Below are 17,431 nucleotides of genomic sequence, written 5' to 3' on the forward strand. Positions count from 1 at the left end.
ACCGGAACCTGATCGGATCGCCGAACGTCCTGCCTCACTCCTCGACGGGGGGCCACTCCCACGCGTCGGCTTCGACCACGGCGAGCAGTCGCCGTCGTCGGTCGGTCAGGTCCGCGAGGGCCTCGGCGAACGCGTCGTCCGAGACGGTCGGGATATCGTCGTCGCGCAAGCGCTCGAGGTCCGGGGCTCGCGGAACGGACGGCGCGGGTTCGATGAACGCCGTATCGAGCGTCTCGAGGTAACTTTGTGCACTCGAGCGGCCGGACTCGACGACCGCAGGATCGGGGCTGTGCTCGTCCGGAACACCGTATCGAAGGAGCATGAGCGCCTCGTCGAAGATGGGCACCGCGACGGCCGAGGCTCGATCGGCCCGTTCGCTGTGGTAGTAGTGCAAGATCGGATAGGATTTGTGCTGTTCGGCGAGCAGGCTCAACTCCGACGCGAGCGACTCGAGGGCGAGGTCCAGTCCCTCGAAGTCCTCGCCGGTCCACCCCGTTCGGACGAGCGATTCGCTTCGCTCTCCCAGTCCCGTGACGGTGCTGGCAAAGGAACGCTTATCCGAGACCGCTCCGAGGACGGTGAGGATGTAGGAGACACCGAGCGTGACGAACGCCATTCCGGTAGCCGTCGTGAACGAACTGGCGATCTCCCAGACGTCGCCGAGGGGGCTATAATCGCCGTTACCGTCGGTAAACATCGTGTACGCGACGTAGTAGAACCGCCCCGACCAGTCGGCGACTGCGCCGGTGCGCGTACTGATGAGCGAGGCCGGATAGCTGGCGAAGACGAGCGTCCACCCGAGCCAGATGAGGCCGATCCACATCGCGAGGGTGAGGATGAGAATGAGCGGCCCGGCGATACTGAGTACCCTGTCGCGGTCACCGCTTCCAATCCGGAGTCCGTGCCAGACGGCGGTCGTGAGCCGGCCGGAAATCGGTCCGGAACCCCCGTCGACCCAGAGGGTCGTCCAGATGATGTCGACGATCGCAGCGACGAGGATGGCGATCCCGGCGACGAGATAGAACGGATTCATTCTGCGACTGCCCGCTCTTCGACGACGTCTGCTAGCACCTGCGCGATCTCCGCGTTCGTCTCGGGACTGTAGTGGCCCCCTTCTCCGCGTTCAACGTACAGGGACTCGACCTCGCCGTCGTCCGGTGAGAGGTGAGTGGCCATATCGATCGTCGTCAGGTCGTCGTAGCGCTCGTCGAGCCGATCCATCAGATCGCCGTAGATGGGGCCGTGCTCGGACTCGTACTTCGCGTATCGGAGCTGCTGGACCATCACGAACGTCGCCTCGAAGCCCTGTTCGTCCGCGTAGTCGACGAACTTCTCGACGAGCGCGTCCAAGAGGTATTCGTGAGTCTCGAACAGCCGCTCGTGGTATCGAACGCGAGGTTGTTCTAACCGCAGTGCGGACTGTGTCTGGGCCAGATCGAAGTCGATCCCCGGGATCGAGCGCTCGAGTCGGCGCTCGAGTTCCTTCCCGGCGGTATACGCGGCGTAGCGGACGTGTTCGCTTTTCTCGAGGAAATCCGCCGTGTACGGCCGCGACGCGACGTGTGGCTCGAACCAGTGTTCGTAGTGAAAGTCGTATTCCCGGAGGAAGTCGGCTTTCGACTCGAGATCGAGCAACTCTTCTTTCTCGTCGACGGGGCTCTCGATGCGCTCGAGTTCGCCGTCCTCGAGGACGTACCGGGGTTTGACGGCGAGGACGTTGCCGAACTCCTGGTAGTGTTTCCAGACGCTGAGGATGCGCGCGATCGAGGAGGCAGTGACGACCACGAAGACGTGATCGGTCGGGTCCTCGGGATACCGGCGCTCGAGTCGCATGAGCGCCTGATCGAGGCCGTAGTTGCCGCCGCCGTAGTTGGCGACGTGGGTGTCGAGTTCTTCGGCGAGGTAGTGTTGGAACGTCTCGTCGTCGTCGACCTCCCGGCAGAAACAGTAGGAGTCGCCGTAGGTCGAGACCGTCAACTCGGCGTCGGGGTCGCGCTCTTTCGCAGGGCAAACTCGACTCGCGTACTCGTCGGTCGAGTACGTCACGACGCTGCGGAGTTCCTCACCGGGGAGGTGATCGCCGGTGTCCTTCTGTTTCTCCCGGCTCGGCTGCGGACACCAGCCCAGTTCGGGGTCGAAGCTGCTGAACTTCCCCAGTAATTCGCGGTCGATCTCGGGAAACTCCTCGGTCGCAACCGACGGAATCCGTTCGAGGGCCCGGTACGACACGACCTCGAGAACCACCACGCCGACGACGAGAGCGAGTGCGGTCGCGACGAGCGGAAGCATCGGACCACCATACCAGAACGGGGGATAAGTCGATTGGGCCGGAGTATGCCACTTTCAGGATTGTGGAGAGGAAGGGGCGTGGATCGGTCCGTCGACGGGAATCGGCGGGTCAAGTCGTCGTTCGTCGCACGTCGACCCGGCGACAGCAATCGCGGATCGCGTAGGCGCTGTAGCCACGTCCCGCGTTCGCTCGGATTCGGTTCGAAGGGCGTTCTGTCGGGGCCGGTCAGCTCGTCGTCACCGCGGAATTCGCCACGGCAGCCTCTCACCGAACCACGGTAACCGGTACCGGCGAGTGGCGGACGACGACTTCCGCGACGCTGCCGAGCAGGATCCGCACGACGCCCGATCGACCGTGACTACCGATGACGACGTGATCGACGGGATTCCGTTCGATGTACTCGAGAATTTCCTGGGCCGGGATCCCTATGCGAGTCCGCGTTTCGACCGCCGTTCCGTGCTCGTCCGCGATGGTCTCGGCCGCGTTTCGGTGATCAGTGGCTTCGCCGAGAAACGTTCGGGCGTCGTCGCTCGATCTGGCATCGTCCGCAGCGTTCGGAACGAACGGCAGCGAAGTCGTATCGACGACAGTCAGAACGACGATGTCGCCGTCGGGAAACAGGTCGAATGCGTACTCGAGGGCGTCGGCGGCGGGCTTCGAATCGTCGAACGGAACGAGGACCCGTGGAACCATAGCTACCTCCGTCTATCCGTATCCCCTTCAGTCTGTGTCAGGCGATGTCACCGTCGCCGAGGACCGGTCGGAAACGACCATCCGCAAACCGGTGATCGGCTCGGCGATCAGAGGGCGAGATAAGGGCCGACGCCCAGCAGGACGACCCCGAGAACGACTTTCAGTCGCTCTGGGTCGATGGTGTGGGCGACCCGCCAGCCGATGACGACGCCAAGCAGGAGCGGCGTACCGATGACGACCGCGAGCGGAACGGAGACGTTCCCCTGCAGGAAGTAGCCCGACGCCGCGAACGTCGCGATGAAGATCGACTGGACCTGTGCCGCGGCGACGGCGAGCAGCATCGGCACCCCGACGAGCACTAGGGCGGGGACGGCCAGCACCGGGCCACCGATCCCGAGCAGGCCGCTACAGACTCCGAGGACGAACCCCAGCGCTCCCAGAACGATCCGGCCGGACCGAGTCAGCGGTTCGAGGTCGTAGCTCGGTCGAAAGCCCCGACGCTCGCGGTAGAGAACGATGCCGCCGACGGCCATCGCGACGCCGCCGAGCAGGAGTCCGAACAGGGAGCGCGAAACGAAGGAGTTCACGTACGCGCCGACGAGCGCGCCGAAGACGCTCGTCGCGCTGAGGATGATCGCGATGGCACGGCCCTCCCCGGTGTCCATCTCGCCGGAGTAGACGTAGGCGGCGCTCCCGACGAGACCGGTGACGATGAACGTCGCGTGAGCGGTTCCGGCGACCTGACTCGAGGTCAGCGGCGTCAGCGAGTAGAGGGCGATCGTCACGAAGATACCGCCGGGACCGATGGTCGTGATTCCGATGCCCGAGAAGAAGGCGATCGAAACGAGCAACAGCACCAGTGAGAGTTGGAAGGGCAGTTCGAACATGGAGGAGCGGTGTTATTCACGTGTCCGTCCCAGCGCGCCTGGCTCTTCCGGTCGGACCCGGTCCGGTCTCAGAGGAGTTCGAGGATCGAACGAGTCAGCGATTCCGCCGTCACGAGCGACGTGAGGAATATCAAGACGACGACCGCGAGGAAGAGCGTGCGCTCGAGTCGAGTCGGCTCGAAGTACCGGTTGATCGCGGCGAACAGTGCAAGTGCCGTGATCGGGAGGCCGATGACGCCGTTGACCGCGGGCATCAGTAGCGCCAGCCTCACTGGCGTAAAGTCGGTGAAGGCGAGGATCGGGATGACGAGAAGGACCGACAGTCCGATCAGGAGGTGGACGGTCCGCCGGAAGTGCATGTCGCCGAAGTGGGTCGTCAGTTCGTAGGATTGTGGCACCATGAAGCCGGCAGCGAACAGCGTTCCGGTCGCGCTCGTGAACGCCGCAGCGCCGACGGCGAGGACGAACACGCCGAGCACCCACGGGCCGATCATATCGGTGAGCGGTTCTGCGGGTGCGGTCAGCGTGAGCGTCTCGTCAGGGACGGCCATCGCGGCCGCGATAACAACCGTCGCACTGAGGGCGACGACGGCGGCCAGTCCGACCGTGTGGTCTTTCCGATATCGGGAGACGTCCGTCCAGTCCTTCTCGTGTTGCATGCTCGTCTGAATGAAGAAGTTCGGGTAGTAGACCGTCGTCCCCAGCAGTGCGATAATCATCGTCAGGTAGTTGAGGTCGGCGGAGATCGTCGGAACGAACCCGAGGGCGACGCCGCCGAGCGACGGCTGGAGGTTCGCGACGATGACCAGATAGGAGGCGAAGATCGCCAGCACGAGCGTTGCGATGACTCCCTCGATACGGCTATAGACGCGAAGTTCGACGAGCGAGATACCGAGTGCGGCCGTGATGATGATCCCCACGTACAGATTCGAAACCGGTGTGAGAAAGACCAGCGCAGCTCCCGCGAGTGCGTAGTTGGCAACACTCCAGAACTGCATAATGAACGCGATGCCGAACGCGAACGGTTTCGCGGCCCCCGGTCCGATCACGTCCCTGATGTAGTTCATCAGCGGTTCGTTCTTCGCTGCCAATCGAGCGGACATCTCGTGCATCGTCAGACCGACGCCGAGCGTCAGCGGCAAGACCCACAGGAGTCCGAAGCCGAAACTGGTTCCGGCCTGCGTCAGGATATAGACGGACCCAGCTCCGAAAATATTCGCCGCAAAAAGGAGCCCGAGCCCGTATTGGTGAATTGTTTCTTTTGCCTTTTCGACAGGAATGTCGACCGCGGTACTGTGTTCTTCCATATGTAATCGTGCCCCGAAAAGCTCGGGCGTCTCAGCCCCTCGAGCCCGCGACCGACCGCGAGGACTGGGGGACTGCCACCGGTATGCTGTTTACTGGAGTCCGAAATCCCGTGCTGACCCAAGGAACGGGATTCGTTTCAGCGGAAAGCTTGAGATCGCAGCCTACCCTGCAGAGAGCTGGATCGAGTAAGATGGAATTGACGCGAGTACGGTACGAGAGCGACGAGCGAACTCGAGTGGCGACGAATACTGAGTGGTCACTGAGAGCGGACGCACTCGGGAGGCTGCCGGCAGTACGCTCTTACTACTCCAGGGCGAACGCACCGATGGAGAGGAAGTTGCCTTCAGAAGAAGGCATATATATTTCTATCCCTTACCCAAGGTGAAGACCAAATGCAAGGACAATCCCAACAGCAGGCCTACGATCGGGGGATCACGATCTTCTCCCCGGACGGACGCCTCTACCAGGTCGAATATGCACGCGAGGCCGTCAAGCGTGGGACCGCGAGCGTCGGACTCCGGACGCCCGATGGCGTCGTCCTCGCCGCCAACCGACAGGTCAGTTCGCCGCTCATGGAGCGCTCGAGCGTGGAGAAAATCCACAAAGCCGACGAGCATATCGGCGTCGCAAGCGCCGGGCACGTCGCCGACGCCCGCCAGCTCGTCGACCTCGCGCGTCGCCGCGCACAGGGCGAACAGCTCCGATACGGTCAGGAGGTCGGCGTCGAAACCCTGACGCGATCGATCACCGACCACATTCAGGAGTACACCCAGACCGGTGGCGCGCGCCCCTTCGGCGTCGCGCTCCTCGTCGGCGGCATCGACGAGGGCGAACCGAAACTGTTCGAAACCGATCCGTCGGGGACGGACTACGAGTGGAAGGCAGCCGCCATCGGCGGCGATCGCGACACCATTCAGGGCTACCTCGAGGACCACTATCGCGAAGATCTCGACGTCGACGGTGGCATCGAACTCGCCGTGAGCGCACTCAGCGAGCCCGAGGAGGAGGTCGTCGACGCCGAAGCGGTCGACGTCGCCACGATCACGACCGACGACGAATCGTTCCACTCGGTCGAGGAGAGCCGACTCGAGTCGATCCTCGCGGAGATCGACACGGAGGAGACCGATGAATAACTGGACCCAGCCGTCGACGCCCCAGGGGAACGGCGAGCCCTCGCCGTACGAGCCCGAACTGGGCTCGCTTCCCGACGGGAACAGGGGCGACGACTACGGCGAGAACGTCAACTCCACGGGGACGACGACCATCGGTATCACGACCGACGAGGGCGTCGTCATCGCGACGGACATGCGCGCCAGTCTGGGCGGCCGGTTCGTCTCGAACAAAGACGTCCAGAAGGTCGAGCAGATCCACCCGACCGGCGCGCTCACGCTCGTCGGTTCGGTCGGCGGCGCACAGTCGTTCATCCGAACGCTGCGGGCCGAAGTCAACCTCTATGAATCCCGTCGCGGCGAGCCGATGCCCATCGAGGCACTGGCGACGCTGGCGGGTAACTTCGCCCGCGGCGGGCCGTTCCGCGCGATCAATCCCATCCTCGGTGGCGTCGACGCCGAGGGGAGCCACGTCTACAGCATCGACCCCGCCGGCGGGGTCATGGCCGACGACTACACCGTCACCGGCAGCGGGATGCAACTCGCCTACGGCCTCCTCGAACAGGAGCACGAGGACGACCTCTCGCTCGAGGACGCCACGTCGGTCGCGGCTCGCGCCGTCAAAAGTGCCGTCGAGCGCGACACCGGCTCCGGAAACGGCGTCTTCCTCGCGGCAGTGACCGACGAGGGCGTCGACATTCAGGGCCACAACGAGTTCGACGCGGTCATCTAGACCGCGGTTGGCCGGTTATCGGAACGATGCGGCCGTTTGTCCGGGTATGCGGCAGTTTACCGGGGTAATCTGACTCGCGCTCGCGCGCGTACACGTGACTTTTATTAGGGCCGGACTGCTATCCGAAAGCAGGTTTTACATGTCCCAGGAAAGCGAGTACGGAGCCGGGCAGATCCAGGTCCTCGAGGGCCTGGAAGCCGTCCGAAAGCGACCGGCGATGTACATCGGCTCTACCGATTCTCGAGGCCTCCACCATCTGGTCTACGAAGTGGTGGACAACTCGATCGACGAGGCACTGGCCGGCCACTGCGACGACATCACCGTCACCATCCACGAGGACGAGTCGGTGAGCGTCGCTGACGACGGCCGTGGTATCCCCGTCGACACACACGAGGAGTACGACCGCCCTGCACTCGAGGTCATTCTGACCGTCCTCCACGCCGGCGGCAAGTTCGACAACAAGTCCTACCAGGTCTCCGGCGGCCTCCACGGCGTCGGGGTGAGCGTCGTCAACGCCCTCTCCGAGCGCCTCGAGGCCGAGGTCAAACGCGACGGCGGCGTCTTCCGCCACGCGTTCGAGGGTGGCGAACCCATCGGCGACATGGAACGCGTTCGCGAGATGCGGCCCGACGAGGAGACGGGGAGCCAAATCCGGTTCTGGCCCGATACGGGTATCTTCGAGACGGGCGACGTCTCGTTCTCGACGCTGTCGAACCGGCTTCGGGAACTGGCCTTCCTCAACTCGGGCGTCCGCATCACGCTCCGCGACGAGCGCGCGGACGACGACGAGGGTGAGGCCGTTACCGAGACCTACGAGTACGACGGTGGCATCCGCGAGTTCGTCGACTACCTCAACGAGACGCGCTCGGCGATGCACGAGGACGTCATCTACTTCGAGGACGAAGCACAGAACATCCAGATCGAAGTCGCGATGCAGGCCACCCAGGAACTGCAGGGTTCGATCCACGCCTTCGCGAACAACATCAACACACGCGAGGGGGGGACCCACCTCACCGGGTTCAAGACCGCGCTGACGCGGTGTGTCAACGACTACGCCAACGACAACGATCTCCTCTCGGACCTCGACGACAACCTCACGGGCGAGGACATCCGCGAGGGGCTGACCGCAGTCATCTCGATCAAACACCCCGATCCCCAGTTCGAGGGCCAGACGAAGACGAAACTCGGCAACTCGGAAGTACGAGGCATCGTCGAGAGCGCCATGCACGAGGGGCTTGGCACCTACTTCGAGGAACACCCCGACACCGCCGAGGCGATCGTCAACAAAGCGGTCGAAGCCGCGAAGGCACGCATGGCCGCCCAGAAGGCCGAGGAGCTGACCCGACGGAAGTCCGCCCTCGAGTCCACCTCGCTGCCCGGGAAACTGGCTGACTGCCAGACCAAAGACCCCGAGGAGGCCGAACTGTTCATCGCGGAGGGTGACTCCGCGGGAGGGAGCGCGAAACAGGCCCGAAACCCCGACTTCCAGGCCATCCTGCCGATCAAGGGGAAGATTCTGAACGTCGAGAAACACCGGCTCGATCGCATCCTCGAGAACGACGAGATCCGGAACATGATCACCGCGATCGGCGCGGGGATCGGCGACGAGTTCGACGTCGAGGACGTCCGCTACAAGAAGATCATCATGGCGACGGACGCCGACGTCGACGGGGCACACATCCGGACGCTCCTGTTGACGTTCTTCTACCGGCACATGCGCCCGCTGCTCGAGGGCGGTTACGTCTACGCGACCCAGCCGCCGCTGTACCGCATCCGCTATCGCGGCGAGACCTACGACGCGATGACCGACGCCGAACGCGATCGGATCGTCGAAGAGAAGTGCGACGGCAATCCCTCGCAGGTCCAGCGGTTCAAGGGACTCGGCGAGATGAACCCCGAACAGCTCTGGGAGACGACGATGAACCCCGACAACCGCATCCTCAAACAGATCACGATCGAGGACGCGGCCGCGGCGGACAAGATGTTCTCCGTCCTGATGGGCGACGCCGTCGAACCCCGCAAGCAGTTCATCAAGGACCACGCGCCCGAGGCCGAGTGGATCGACATCTAACGACCGTTTGCTCTGCGGGTGCGCCTTCGGCGCACCCTCGGCAAAACGTCGATGAAAAGCGCTCCTCGCTCCCGATGGTCGCTCGTCGGCCCGCTCGCGAGTTCGTGAAACGAACTCGCTCACGGATACAGCGCTGGAGAACTGACCGATATATCCCACGAAACCAGATGAAGACATGAGTTCAGACGTACCCGATCCGACTGACATCGAGGCGCGAGCGGTAGAGAACGTCCGCATCGAGGACGAAATGGAGCAGAGTTACATCGACTACGCGATGAGCGTCATCGCCGGTCGCGCACTCCCCGACGCCCGCGACGGGCTCAAACCCGTCCACCGGCGCATCCTCTATGCGATGCACGAGATGGGCGTCTCCTCGGGGAGCAGCCACCGTAAGTCCTCCTCGATCGTCGGGGAGACGATGGGTGACTACCATCCCCACGGCGACAGCGCGATCTACGACACCTTGGTCCGGATGGCCCAGGACTTCTCGATGCGGTATCCGCTGGTCGACGGCCAGGGGAACTTCGGCTCGATGGACGGCGACCCGGCCGCTGCGCCCCGATACACGGAGGCTCGGATGGCCTCCGTCGCCGAGGAACTGCTCGAGGACATCGACAAGGATACGGTCGACTTCTCGGCGAACTACGATGACCGCCTCCAAGAGCCCGACGTGCTTCCGGCGGCGTTTCCCAACCTGCTGGTCAACGGCTCCTCGGGGATCGCGGTCGGGATGTCGACGAACATCCCGCCCCACAATTTGGGCGAGGTCGTCGACGCGACGATCGAACTGATCGACGACCCCGACGCGACCGTCGACGACCTGATGGAACACGTCAAGGGACCGGACTTCCCGACGGGTGCGAACATCGTCGGCCGGGACGCGATCTACTCGGCGTACAAGACCGGCCGCGGGCGCATCCGCGTCCGCGCCGAGTTCGAGGTCGAGGAGTGGAAGTCGGGTCGCGAACGGATCGTCGTCACGGAACTGCCCTTCCAGGCCAACAAGGCTCGACTGGTCGAACGCATCGCCGAGGACGTCAACGAGGGCGAGATCGAGGGGGTCTCCGACCTGCGCGACGAGTCCGACCGCGACGGCGTCCGCGTCGTCATCGAACTCAAACGCGGCGCGAACGCCGAGGTCGTCAAGAACAAACTGCTCGAGAATCACCTCGAACGAACCTTCGGCGTCATCAACCTCGCGCTGGTCGACGGCCAACCGCGCGTGCTCTCGCTCAAGGAGACGCTCGAGGAGTACATTTCCCACCGCCGCGAGGTCGTCCGCCGACGCAGCGAGTACGACCTCGCGGAGGCCGAGGATCGGGCACACATCCTCGAGGGACGGCTGACGGCCGTCGAGAACGCCGAGGACGTCGTCGAACTGATCCGCAACAGCGAGGATCGGTCGGCGGCGAAAGCGGCGCTACAGGAGTCCTACGACTTCTCCGAGGAGCAGGCCACCCACATCGTTCGGATGCAACTCGGCAGCCTCACCTCGATGGAGGCCGCCGAAATCGAAGACGAGTACGAGGCGGTCCAGGCCGAGATCGAGCGCCTGACCACGATCCTCGAGAGCGAGTCGGAACTGCTCTCGGTCATCAAAGACGAACTCCGCGAGATCAAAGAGGAGTACGGCGACGAGCGCCGGACCTCGATTATCGAGGACCAGGGGACGGTCACCCACGAGGACCTCATTCCCGAGGAGGAGGTGTTCGTCGTCATGACGGAAGACGACTACGTCAAGCGAATGCCGATCGAGCAGTTCGACCCCCAGGGTCGCGGTGGGAAGGGGATCATCGGCGCGGACGTCAAGGAAGACGACCGCGTCTCGGCGGTCTTCCGGGCGAACACCCACGACTATCTCCTCTGCTTTACGAATCAGGGCGAGGTCTACCGACTCAAGACCTACGAGATCCCGGAGATGGGACGTACTGCGCGTGGTAAATCCGCGGTCAACATCCTGGATCTCGACCCCGGCGAGGACATCACGGCCATCGTCGACACCGACGCGTTCGGCGACGACGAGTTCGTGACGATGGCGACCCGGAACGGCTACGTCAAACGCACCGCTGGCGAGGAGTTCGACAACATCCTCTCGACGGGAATCATCGCCGCGGACCTAGAAGAGGGCGACGAACTCGTCGACGTCGAGGTCACCGACGGCTCGCAGGACCTCGTCATCGCGACCGAGGGCGGGATGACGATCCGCTTCGACGAGGACGAAGTCCGTGCGATGGGCCGGAACGCCCGGGGCGTCAACGGCATCAAACTCCAAGAGGGCGACGCCGTCGCAGGGCTGGTCGCGACCGACGAGGGCGACGAGCAGGCGCTGTTGACGGTCACGAAGAACGGCTACGGCAAGCGGACTCCCCTCTCGGAGTACAACACGCAGTCCCGGTACGGGAAGGGATTGATCGATATCAAGACCGGCGAGCGAAACGGTCCCGTGACGGCCGTCAAGGCGGTCTCCGACGACGATCAGCTCGTGATGATGAGCGAGCGCGGGCAGATCGTCCGGACCCGAGTCGACGAAATCTCGACCGTCGGTCGGAACACGATGGGCGTGATCGTCATGGACGTCGAAGACGGCGACGCGGTCGCCGCAGTCGACGACGTTCCGGCGTCGGCGACCGCCGACGCTACGGACGCGGCCGACGACGGGAACTGAGTCGGTCGGCTTCGGCACGGCCTCTACTCGAAGTGGATTCGTTCGCTGATCAGGAGGGCAGTCGCTAGAGAGAATCGAAGCAAACGCGGCGACCGTCCCTCAGTGGGCCGGTTCTTCGGCGGGCGCAACCATGTCGTCGATCCGCAGGATGAGAATGTTGTTCGTGTCGTCTTTCCCGTCGACGGTGCCCTCGATGACGAGTTTCGAGAGCGGCGTCGGGCCGACGGTGACGGCGTCGTTCTCGTGAATGTCGCCGAGCGTGCCCTGAATGTGGATCTCCGCGCGACAGAGTTCCGGGTGATGGACGCTCGAGAGGTCGATCTCTTCGATAATCGTATCGTCGACGGGTTCGCCTTCGTGTTGCATCGGTACGGCCGCCGGCTCGTCCATCTGCTGGATCTCGAGTGCTTCGTAGGCAGCGGCCGTGGGTTTGTAGCCCCCTTTGGGCCCGGGGACGCCCTCTACTAGTTGGAGGGCTTTGAGACTCTGCATCTGGTTCCGAATCGTCCCCGGATTGCGATCGACCTGCTCGGCGATATCCTCGCCTTTGATCGCGTCTTCGGTTTCTTTGTGAAGATTCGTCAGTGCACGTAGAATTTTCTTCTGGCTCGGGGTGAGTTCGATGGATGACATAGGTATTTATTCGTATTTGGTTTCCTTAAACCCGACGGGTAGACCGGACCGGGTGGTGGGATCCCGGCCTTCGAAGCGGGTACGGGAAGGTGTTTCTCTTCCGTTTCCGGCGGGAAAGCGGCGTCCGTTGGTAATTAACGACAGCTGTCGTTTCGGATTTAATCCGGTAGTGACCGATAGACACGATGATGGGTCCTCCGTCCAACGCCGCCGGCTACGGTTCGGGTTCGACGGGTGGTGCGACTCGGACGTGGTGTGCGACGGATTCGGGCAGCGAGACGGGTTCTGCAGCCACGTTCGAGCGAGCCGTCACCATTCCAAAGGGCGCGATTTCGAGTATCTCGAGTTCGACGCCGGGTTCGACGCCGTGCTCGGCGAGATAGGAGAGGACCTCCGGATCGCGGTCGGCGACCTCGGCGACGGTTACGACGGTGCCCGCCTCGAATTCGGTGATGGCCTCGCCCTCGGGTCGTTCCGGCGGCTCGAGGTCGGCACTGGGGATCGGGGATCCGTGTGGATCGACCGTCGGCTCACCGAGGGCATCGGCGACGCGATCCTCGAAGTCCTCGCTGATGTGGTGTTCGAGCCGGTCGGCCTCGGCGTGGACTTCCGACCAGTCGTAGTCGAGGTGCTCGGTGAGGTAGGCCTCGAGCAGCCGGTGGTGACGGACGATCTCGAGGGCGACCGTTTCGCCCTCGTCGGTCAGGGTCACCCCGCGGTACTTCTCGCGGTCGACGAGTTCGCGCTCCTCGAGTTTGTCGAGCATGCTGGTGACCGTCGGCGACGTGACGTCCAGCTCTCCGGCGATTTCGGAGGTTTTGATCCGCTCGTCTGTCTCACGCTGGAGCTGATAGATCGCTTTCAGGTAATCCTCCATCACGTCGCTCAGCATCATGCTGTAGCGAAATTAGATCGGTCTAACCCTAAAGCTGTCGCCAGCGAATCGTCGTGGATCGTCACGATCAAACCGGCCGACTGCGTACCAGAGGTATGGAACGGACCGTCAGAATCATCGGTGCCCCGATGGACTACGGGGCGAACCGCCGTGGCGTCGACATGGGGCCGTCCGCGATCCGCTATGCCGACCTCGCGGACGGCCTCGAGCGCGCTGGCGTCGAACCGGTCGACGACGGCGATCTGTCGATGCCGCGGGCGGAAGAGCGCGATCCGGACGCCGACCAACCGACCGGCGGGAACGCGAAGTTCCTCCGAGAAGTCGAGGACGTCTGCCGGCGAGTGAGCGATCGGGTCGCGGCGACGCTCGCGGACGGCGAGTTCCCGCTCGTCTTGGGCGGGGACCACTCGGTCGCGATCGGCTCGCTTACCGGCTCGGCACGCGAGGCCGACCTCGGTGCCATCTGGTTCGACGCCCACGCAGACCTCAACACGCCGGAAACCTCTCCCAGTGGTAACGTCCACGGAATGCCTCTGGCTGCGGCGCTGGGTCGGGGCGCGTTCGGCGAGACAGAGTGGGCACCGGCTCCCCGACTGCGAGAGTCCTCGATCGCCTACGTCGGGCTCCGAAGCATCGACGACCGCGAGCGCGAACTGATCCGAGAGAGCGAGATGACCGCCTTTACCATGTCCGACATCGACCAACGGGGCATCTCCGCAGTCGTCGACGACGCCCTCGCAGTCGCGACCGATGGGACCGACGGCGTCCACGTCAGCCTCGACCTCGACTGGCTCGATCCGAAGGCGGCACCCGGTGTCGGTACCCCCGTTCGTGGCGGCGTCACCTATCGGGAGGCCCACGCCGCCCTCGAGACCCTCTCTCGGCGTCACGACGCCGACGGGGTGCTCCGATCGATGGACGTCGTCGAGGTAAACCCGATTCTGGACGAAGCAAACGAGACTGCGACGCTGGCGGCCGAACTGACCGCGAGTACGTTCGGCAAGCGCATCCTCTGAACCCGTTCCATACAGTGTGTGCCACACCATCGTGGCACGAGAACGGTGAGCACACTCACTCGCGTTTCAACACCTTTGTATCATAGTGATTCTCAGTGTGGGGTATGACTGAGAACGTCGTCGTGCTCGGAGCCGGATATGCCGGAACCGGTACGATCAACAAGCTGCAATCGGAGCTCGGGGGCAACGTGCGGCTAACCTGGATCGCTGACGTCGACTACCACCTCGTTCTCCACGAGTCCCACCGCGTGATTCGCGATCCGAACGTCCGCCCCGACATCACGTTCCCGATCGATCAGATCGCGGACCCGTCGACCCGGTTCATCCAGGACGAGGTTACCGGCCTCGATGTCGACGAACAGGTCGTCGAACTCGAAGACAGCGACGACGTCGAGTACGATTACGTCCTCGTCGGACTCGGCAGCCAGACCGCCTACTACGGCATTCCCGGCCTCGAGGAACACTCCCTGACCCTGAAGAGCCTCGACGACGCCCTCGAGATCCACGACGCGGTCAACGACGCCAGCCAGGCGGCGACCCGCGGCGACCCCGCACAGGTCGTCATCGGCGGTGCCGGCCTCTCGGGCATCCAGACCGCCGGCGAGATCGCGGAGTTCCGCGACAACCACCGTGCGCCGATCGAGATCCACCTCGTCGAAGCCCTCGAGGAGATCTTCCCCGGCAACGACCCGGAGATCCAACAGGCCCTGCGCGACCTGCTCGAGGAGGCCGGCGTCCACATCCACACGGACGACCCGATCACCGAGGCGACTGCCGACGCCATCGAGTTCGACGAAGGCGAGCCGCTCGAATACGACGTGCTGGTCTGGACCGGCGGGATCACCGGCCGCGACGCGATAGACGATGTCGACCTCGAAAACGAGCACAACCGAATCAACACCGGTGCGAACTTCCAGACCTCCGACGAGCGCGTCTTCGCGATCGGTGACTCGGCGATCATCGATCAGGGCGACCAGCCCGCGCCACCGACGGCACAGGCCGCCTGGCAGGCCGCGGAGGTCGCCGGCGAGAACATCGTTCGTGCGATCCAGAACCGCCCGCTGAAAACCTGGGAGTACGACGACAAGGGGACCGTCATCTCCGTCGGGGAGGAGGCCGTCGCCCACGACGTCAAACCCGCGTTCGGCATCTCCCTTCCCGTCGATACCTTCGGCGGCTTCCCGGCCCAGAACCTGAAGAAGATGATCGCCGCCCGCTGGATCGCCGACATTACCTCCTGGAACGAAGCCCGACGGTCCTGGTCGTCGCTGTAACCCGGTTTTGTCTCGAGCGCCGTTTTTGTCTCGATGCTCTGCGATGATCTGGGCCGCAAAATTAGTACTCGAGGGGGTGGCTCCGAGCGGCCGAACGGGGTTCCCGTCGGTGCGTCCCCGATGTCTGAAACGGACCGTCGGCCATCACTCGAATCCGAGTGATGCGTCCGGCTCGACAGGTTCGACGTCGCCTGCTTTTGCTGCTTCGTTGTAGATGTAGCCCCACAAGGCAAACGACAGGTTCACGAGATACACCGGGAACACGATGTACAGTACGAGCACCAGGGGGATGCCGATGACCGTGATCGCGAGTATGACCGCACCGATCGCGAACGCAATATACAGGCCGAAAGATATCACGAACAGCAATAGGAGCCCCTTGAGATAGTGCACCGAGAGTGCAAACTCGAGAATTCGACGGTCGGAAAACGTCTTACCGAGGCTTCCCGTTCCGATCAACACCGGTACGATCGCGCCTGCGATATAACTGCCAGCAAGTACGACGATCGCTCCGATCCCGATGATCGGGAGCGCAAGCGTCGATGACTCCCCGACTGCGCTGACCGCCAGGGAGATGACCGCTGTCACGGCGGCGAGTGCGATCACCACAGCGAGATAGACCCCCACGAGAATCAGGCCGTCCCTTCCCATACCGGGCCAGTCGTCGAACGACGGGACTTCCTCGTCGCCGCGTGCGGCGGCACGACCGACTCGATAGGAGTAGCCATACGAGACGATCAGCGGTATCAAAAGGAGAAACCAGAAGAACGCGAAGACGGAATCGAGCACCAACGGTTTCCCACCTTTCCCGAGGGGGTATTTGAACGAGAACGTAAAGATATCAATACTGTGGTGTTTCGGTTCCGACGGATCGGCCGATCCTGGGCCCGATGCTGCCGACGCTGGATTCCGGTTCCGATCGGTCGACCAGCCTGCCGCCGAATCGTCGGTCCCCGAATCGTCAGTTGACCAGCCCGATGTCGTGTCGCTCCCGTCCGAACTGCCGTCTGACCACCCGGACGATGCGTCTCCGACGTCCTCTTCTGCCAGTTTCCCCCCACAGTTGGGACAGAGAATCGTCCCTGTTTCGAACTCCTCATCACAGTCGTGACAATACGACATAGCCGAGGATTCGTTCACGGCTGTATATGTGTTCTGCTTTCGGATACGATCGGGGTAAAACGAAGGAAAGGATACGGGGTGGGCGAACAACAGCGATTGGGTAGATCGGTTACTCGGCTCGAGTGGAATCGGCCTCCGCGTCGCTATCGTCGCCCATCGGCCGGGCCGGGACGCCCGCAACCGTCGTCTCGGGCGGTACGTCACGGGTCACCAGCGAATTCGCCGCGACGCGAGCCCCCGTACCGATTTCGACGCCGGGAAGGACGATCGCACCGGCACCGATCATCGCCCGTTCGCCGACGACGACCTCGCCCGTCCGGTACTCGTTCTGGAGGAACTCGTGACAGAGAATCGTCGCGTCGTAGCCGACGATCGCGTCTGCCTCGACGGTGATCAGCTCCGGCCAGAAGACGTCCGGCGTGGCCTCGAGTCCCCAGGAGACGCCGTCACCGACCGTGACACCGATAGCGGTCAGGAGCCAGCGCTTGAGCCGCAGGCTCGGCGAGATCCGGACGAGCCAGACCACGACGTAGTTGATCGCGATCCGGAGCGGGTTGCGAGCGGTGGTCCAGTGGGCCAGCGAGTTTCGCGGGCCGGGCGTTGCGTGGCGCTCGACGCGGTCGTGTCGGGGTGTCGTATCGTCGGAAGCCGTCACTGGCTGTCCCGTTCGACGTGTTGGTACATCAATCCGATCGATGCGGAAACGACTCTCGTTTCGTCGTCGACCCGATACCG

The 17,431-nt window shown here is 63.6% G+C and carries 15 protein-coding genes; 6 read left to right on the forward strand and 9 right to left on the reverse strand.

Annotated elements, in window-relative coordinates; all coding sequences use genetic code 11:
- Positions 1–34: 34 nt before the first annotated feature.
- The 5 genes from J0X27_RS14840 to J0X27_RS14860 form a co-directional block, all read right to left on the reverse strand.
- Positions 35–1,033, reverse strand: coding sequence for a potassium channel family protein (locus J0X27_RS14840; RefSeq protein ID WP_207269932.1), 999 nt, complete (start codon positions 1,031–1,033; stop codon positions 35–37).
- The gene (locus J0X27_RS14845; RefSeq protein WP_207269933.1) at positions 1,030–2,289 is read right to left on the reverse strand and encodes a hypothetical protein; all 1,260 of its coding nucleotides are present in this window, start codon (positions 2,287–2,289) and stop codon (positions 1,030–1,032) included. The genes J0X27_RS14840 and J0X27_RS14845 overlap by 4 nt, the downstream gene beginning before the upstream one ends.
- Positions 2,290–2,554: 265 nt before the next feature.
- The gene (locus tag J0X27_RS14850) at positions 2,555–2,983 is read right to left on the reverse strand and encodes a universal stress protein (protein ID WP_207269934.1); all 429 of its coding nucleotides are present in this window, start codon (positions 2,981–2,983) and stop codon (positions 2,555–2,557) included.
- A gap of 107 nt (positions 2,984–3,090) precedes the next feature.
- On the reverse strand, positions 3,091–3,870 hold the full coding sequence (locus tag J0X27_RS14855; protein ID WP_207269935.1) for a sulfite exporter TauE/SafE family protein: 780 nt from the start codon (positions 3,868–3,870) through the stop codon (positions 3,091–3,093).
- 68 nt (positions 3,871–3,938) lie between these two features.
- Positions 3,939–5,177 (reverse strand): NRAMP family divalent metal transporter, encoded by a 1,239-nt coding sequence (locus J0X27_RS14860; protein WP_207269936.1) that lies wholly within the window; start codon positions 5,175–5,177, stop codon positions 3,939–3,941.
- A gap of 393 nt (positions 5,178–5,570) precedes the next feature.
- Here J0X27_RS14860 and psmA point away from each other — a divergent pair, with 393 nt between their 5' ends.
- The 4 genes from psmA (at position 5,571) to gyrA (ending at position 11,756) form a co-directional block, all read left to right on the forward strand.
- Complete coding sequence (gene psmA / locus J0X27_RS14865) at positions 5,571–6,311, forward strand: archaeal proteasome endopeptidase complex subunit alpha (protein WP_097379921.1); 741 nt, start codon at positions 5,571–5,573, stop codon at positions 6,309–6,311.
- Positions 6,304–7,020, forward strand: coding sequence for an archaeal proteasome endopeptidase complex subunit beta (psmB, locus tag J0X27_RS14870; RefSeq protein ID WP_207269937.1), 717 nt, complete (start codon positions 6,304–6,306; stop codon positions 7,018–7,020). Before psmA ends, psmB begins: the two co-directional genes overlap by 8 nt.
- 139 nt (positions 7,021–7,159) lie before the next feature.
- A complete protein-coding gene (gyrB, locus tag J0X27_RS14875; RefSeq protein WP_207269938.1) occupies positions 7,160–9,091 on the forward strand; it encodes a DNA topoisomerase (ATP-hydrolyzing) subunit B in 1,932 nt (643 codons plus the stop codon).
- Positions 9,092–9,266: 175 nt separating this feature from the next.
- Positions 9,267–11,756, forward strand: a complete 2,490-nt coding sequence (gene gyrA, locus J0X27_RS14880) for a DNA gyrase subunit A (RefSeq protein WP_207269939.1) — start codon at positions 9,267–9,269, stop codon at positions 11,754–11,756.
- A 99-nt stretch (positions 11,757–11,855) separates the two neighbouring features.
- Here the strand turns inward: gyrA and J0X27_RS14885 are convergent, their stop codons facing one another.
- Positions 11,856–12,389 (reverse strand): Rrf2 family transcriptional regulator, encoded by a 534-nt coding sequence (locus J0X27_RS14885; RefSeq protein ID WP_097379917.1) that lies wholly within the window; start codon positions 12,387–12,389, stop codon positions 11,856–11,858.
- Positions 12,390–12,603: 214 nt separating this feature from the next.
- The gene (locus tag J0X27_RS14890) at positions 12,604–13,284 is read right to left on the reverse strand and encodes a metal-dependent transcriptional regulator (RefSeq protein WP_207269940.1); all 681 of its coding nucleotides are present in this window, start codon (positions 13,282–13,284) and stop codon (positions 12,604–12,606) included.
- Between the two features lie 95 nt (positions 13,285–13,379).
- Between J0X27_RS14890 and rocF the strand changes: the two genes are divergently transcribed.
- Both rocF and J0X27_RS14900 read left to right on the forward strand, forming a co-directional pair.
- Complete coding sequence (gene rocF / locus J0X27_RS14895; protein ID WP_207269941.1) at positions 13,380–14,300, forward strand: arginase; 921 nt, start codon at positions 13,380–13,382, stop codon at positions 14,298–14,300.
- Positions 14,301–14,404: 104 nt separating this feature from the next.
- The gene (locus tag J0X27_RS14900; protein WP_207269942.1) at positions 14,405–15,574 is read left to right on the forward strand and encodes an NAD(P)/FAD-dependent oxidoreductase; all 1,170 of its coding nucleotides are present in this window, start codon (positions 14,405–14,407) and stop codon (positions 15,572–15,574) included.
- Between the two features lie 144 nt (positions 15,575–15,718).
- Here J0X27_RS14900 and J0X27_RS14905 read toward each other — a convergent pair whose 3' ends face one another.
- Both J0X27_RS14905 and J0X27_RS14910 read right to left on the reverse strand, forming a co-directional pair.
- Positions 15,719–16,363, reverse strand: coding sequence for a DUF4013 domain-containing protein (locus J0X27_RS14905; protein WP_242634229.1), 645 nt, complete (start codon positions 16,361–16,363; stop codon positions 15,719–15,721).
- Between the two features lie 442 nt (positions 16,364–16,805).
- Positions 16,806–17,351, reverse strand: coding sequence for an acyltransferase (locus tag J0X27_RS14910; protein WP_207269943.1), 546 nt, complete (start codon positions 17,349–17,351; stop codon positions 16,806–16,808).
- Positions 17,352–17,431 lie beyond the last annotated feature (80 nt).

This window comes from Natrinema longum (genome assembly GCF_017352095.1).
Classification (GTDB): Archaea; Halobacteriota; Halobacteria; order Halobacteriales; family Natrialbaceae; genus Natrinema; species Natrinema longum.

Coding starts and splice junctions, on each gene's coding strand:
- J0X27_RS14840 (WP_207269932.1), bottom strand. CDS start 1,033: ATGAATCCGTTCTATCTCGTCGCCGGGATCGCCATCCTCGTCGCTGCG.
- J0X27_RS14845 (WP_207269933.1), bottom strand. CDS start 2,289: ATGCTTCCGCTCGTCGCGACCGCACTCGCTCTCGTCGTCGGCGTGGTG.
- J0X27_RS14850 (WP_207269934.1), bottom strand. CDS start 2,983: ATGGTTCCACGGGTCCTCGTTCCGTTCGACGATTCGAAGCCCGCCGCC.
- J0X27_RS14855 (WP_207269935.1), bottom strand. CDS start 3,870: ATGTTCGAACTGCCCTTCCAACTCTCACTGGTGCTGTTGCTCGTTTCG.
- J0X27_RS14860 (WP_207269936.1), bottom strand. CDS start 5,177: ATGGAAGAACACAGTACCGCGGTCGACATTCCTGTCGAAAAGGCAAAA.
- psmA (WP_097379921.1), top strand. CDS start 5,571: ATGCAAGGACAATCCCAACAGCAGGCCTACGATCGGGGGATCACGATC.
- psmB (WP_207269937.1), top strand. CDS start 6,304: ATGAATAACTGGACCCAGCCGTCGACGCCCCAGGGGAACGGCGAGCCC.
- gyrB (WP_207269938.1), top strand. CDS start 7,160: ATGTCCCAGGAAAGCGAGTACGGAGCCGGGCAGATCCAGGTCCTCGAG.
- gyrA (WP_207269939.1), top strand. CDS start 9,267: ATGAGTTCAGACGTACCCGATCCGACTGACATCGAGGCGCGAGCGGTA.
- J0X27_RS14885 (WP_097379917.1), bottom strand. CDS start 12,389: ATGTCATCCATCGAACTCACCCCGAGCCAGAAGAAAATTCTACGTGCA.
- J0X27_RS14890 (WP_207269940.1), bottom strand. CDS start 13,284: ATGATGCTGAGCGACGTGATGGAGGATTACCTGAAAGCGATCTATCAG.
- rocF (WP_207269941.1), top strand. CDS start 13,380: ATGGAACGGACCGTCAGAATCATCGGTGCCCCGATGGACTACGGGGCG.
- J0X27_RS14900 (WP_207269942.1), top strand. CDS start 14,405: ATGACTGAGAACGTCGTCGTGCTCGGAGCCGGATATGCCGGAACCGGT.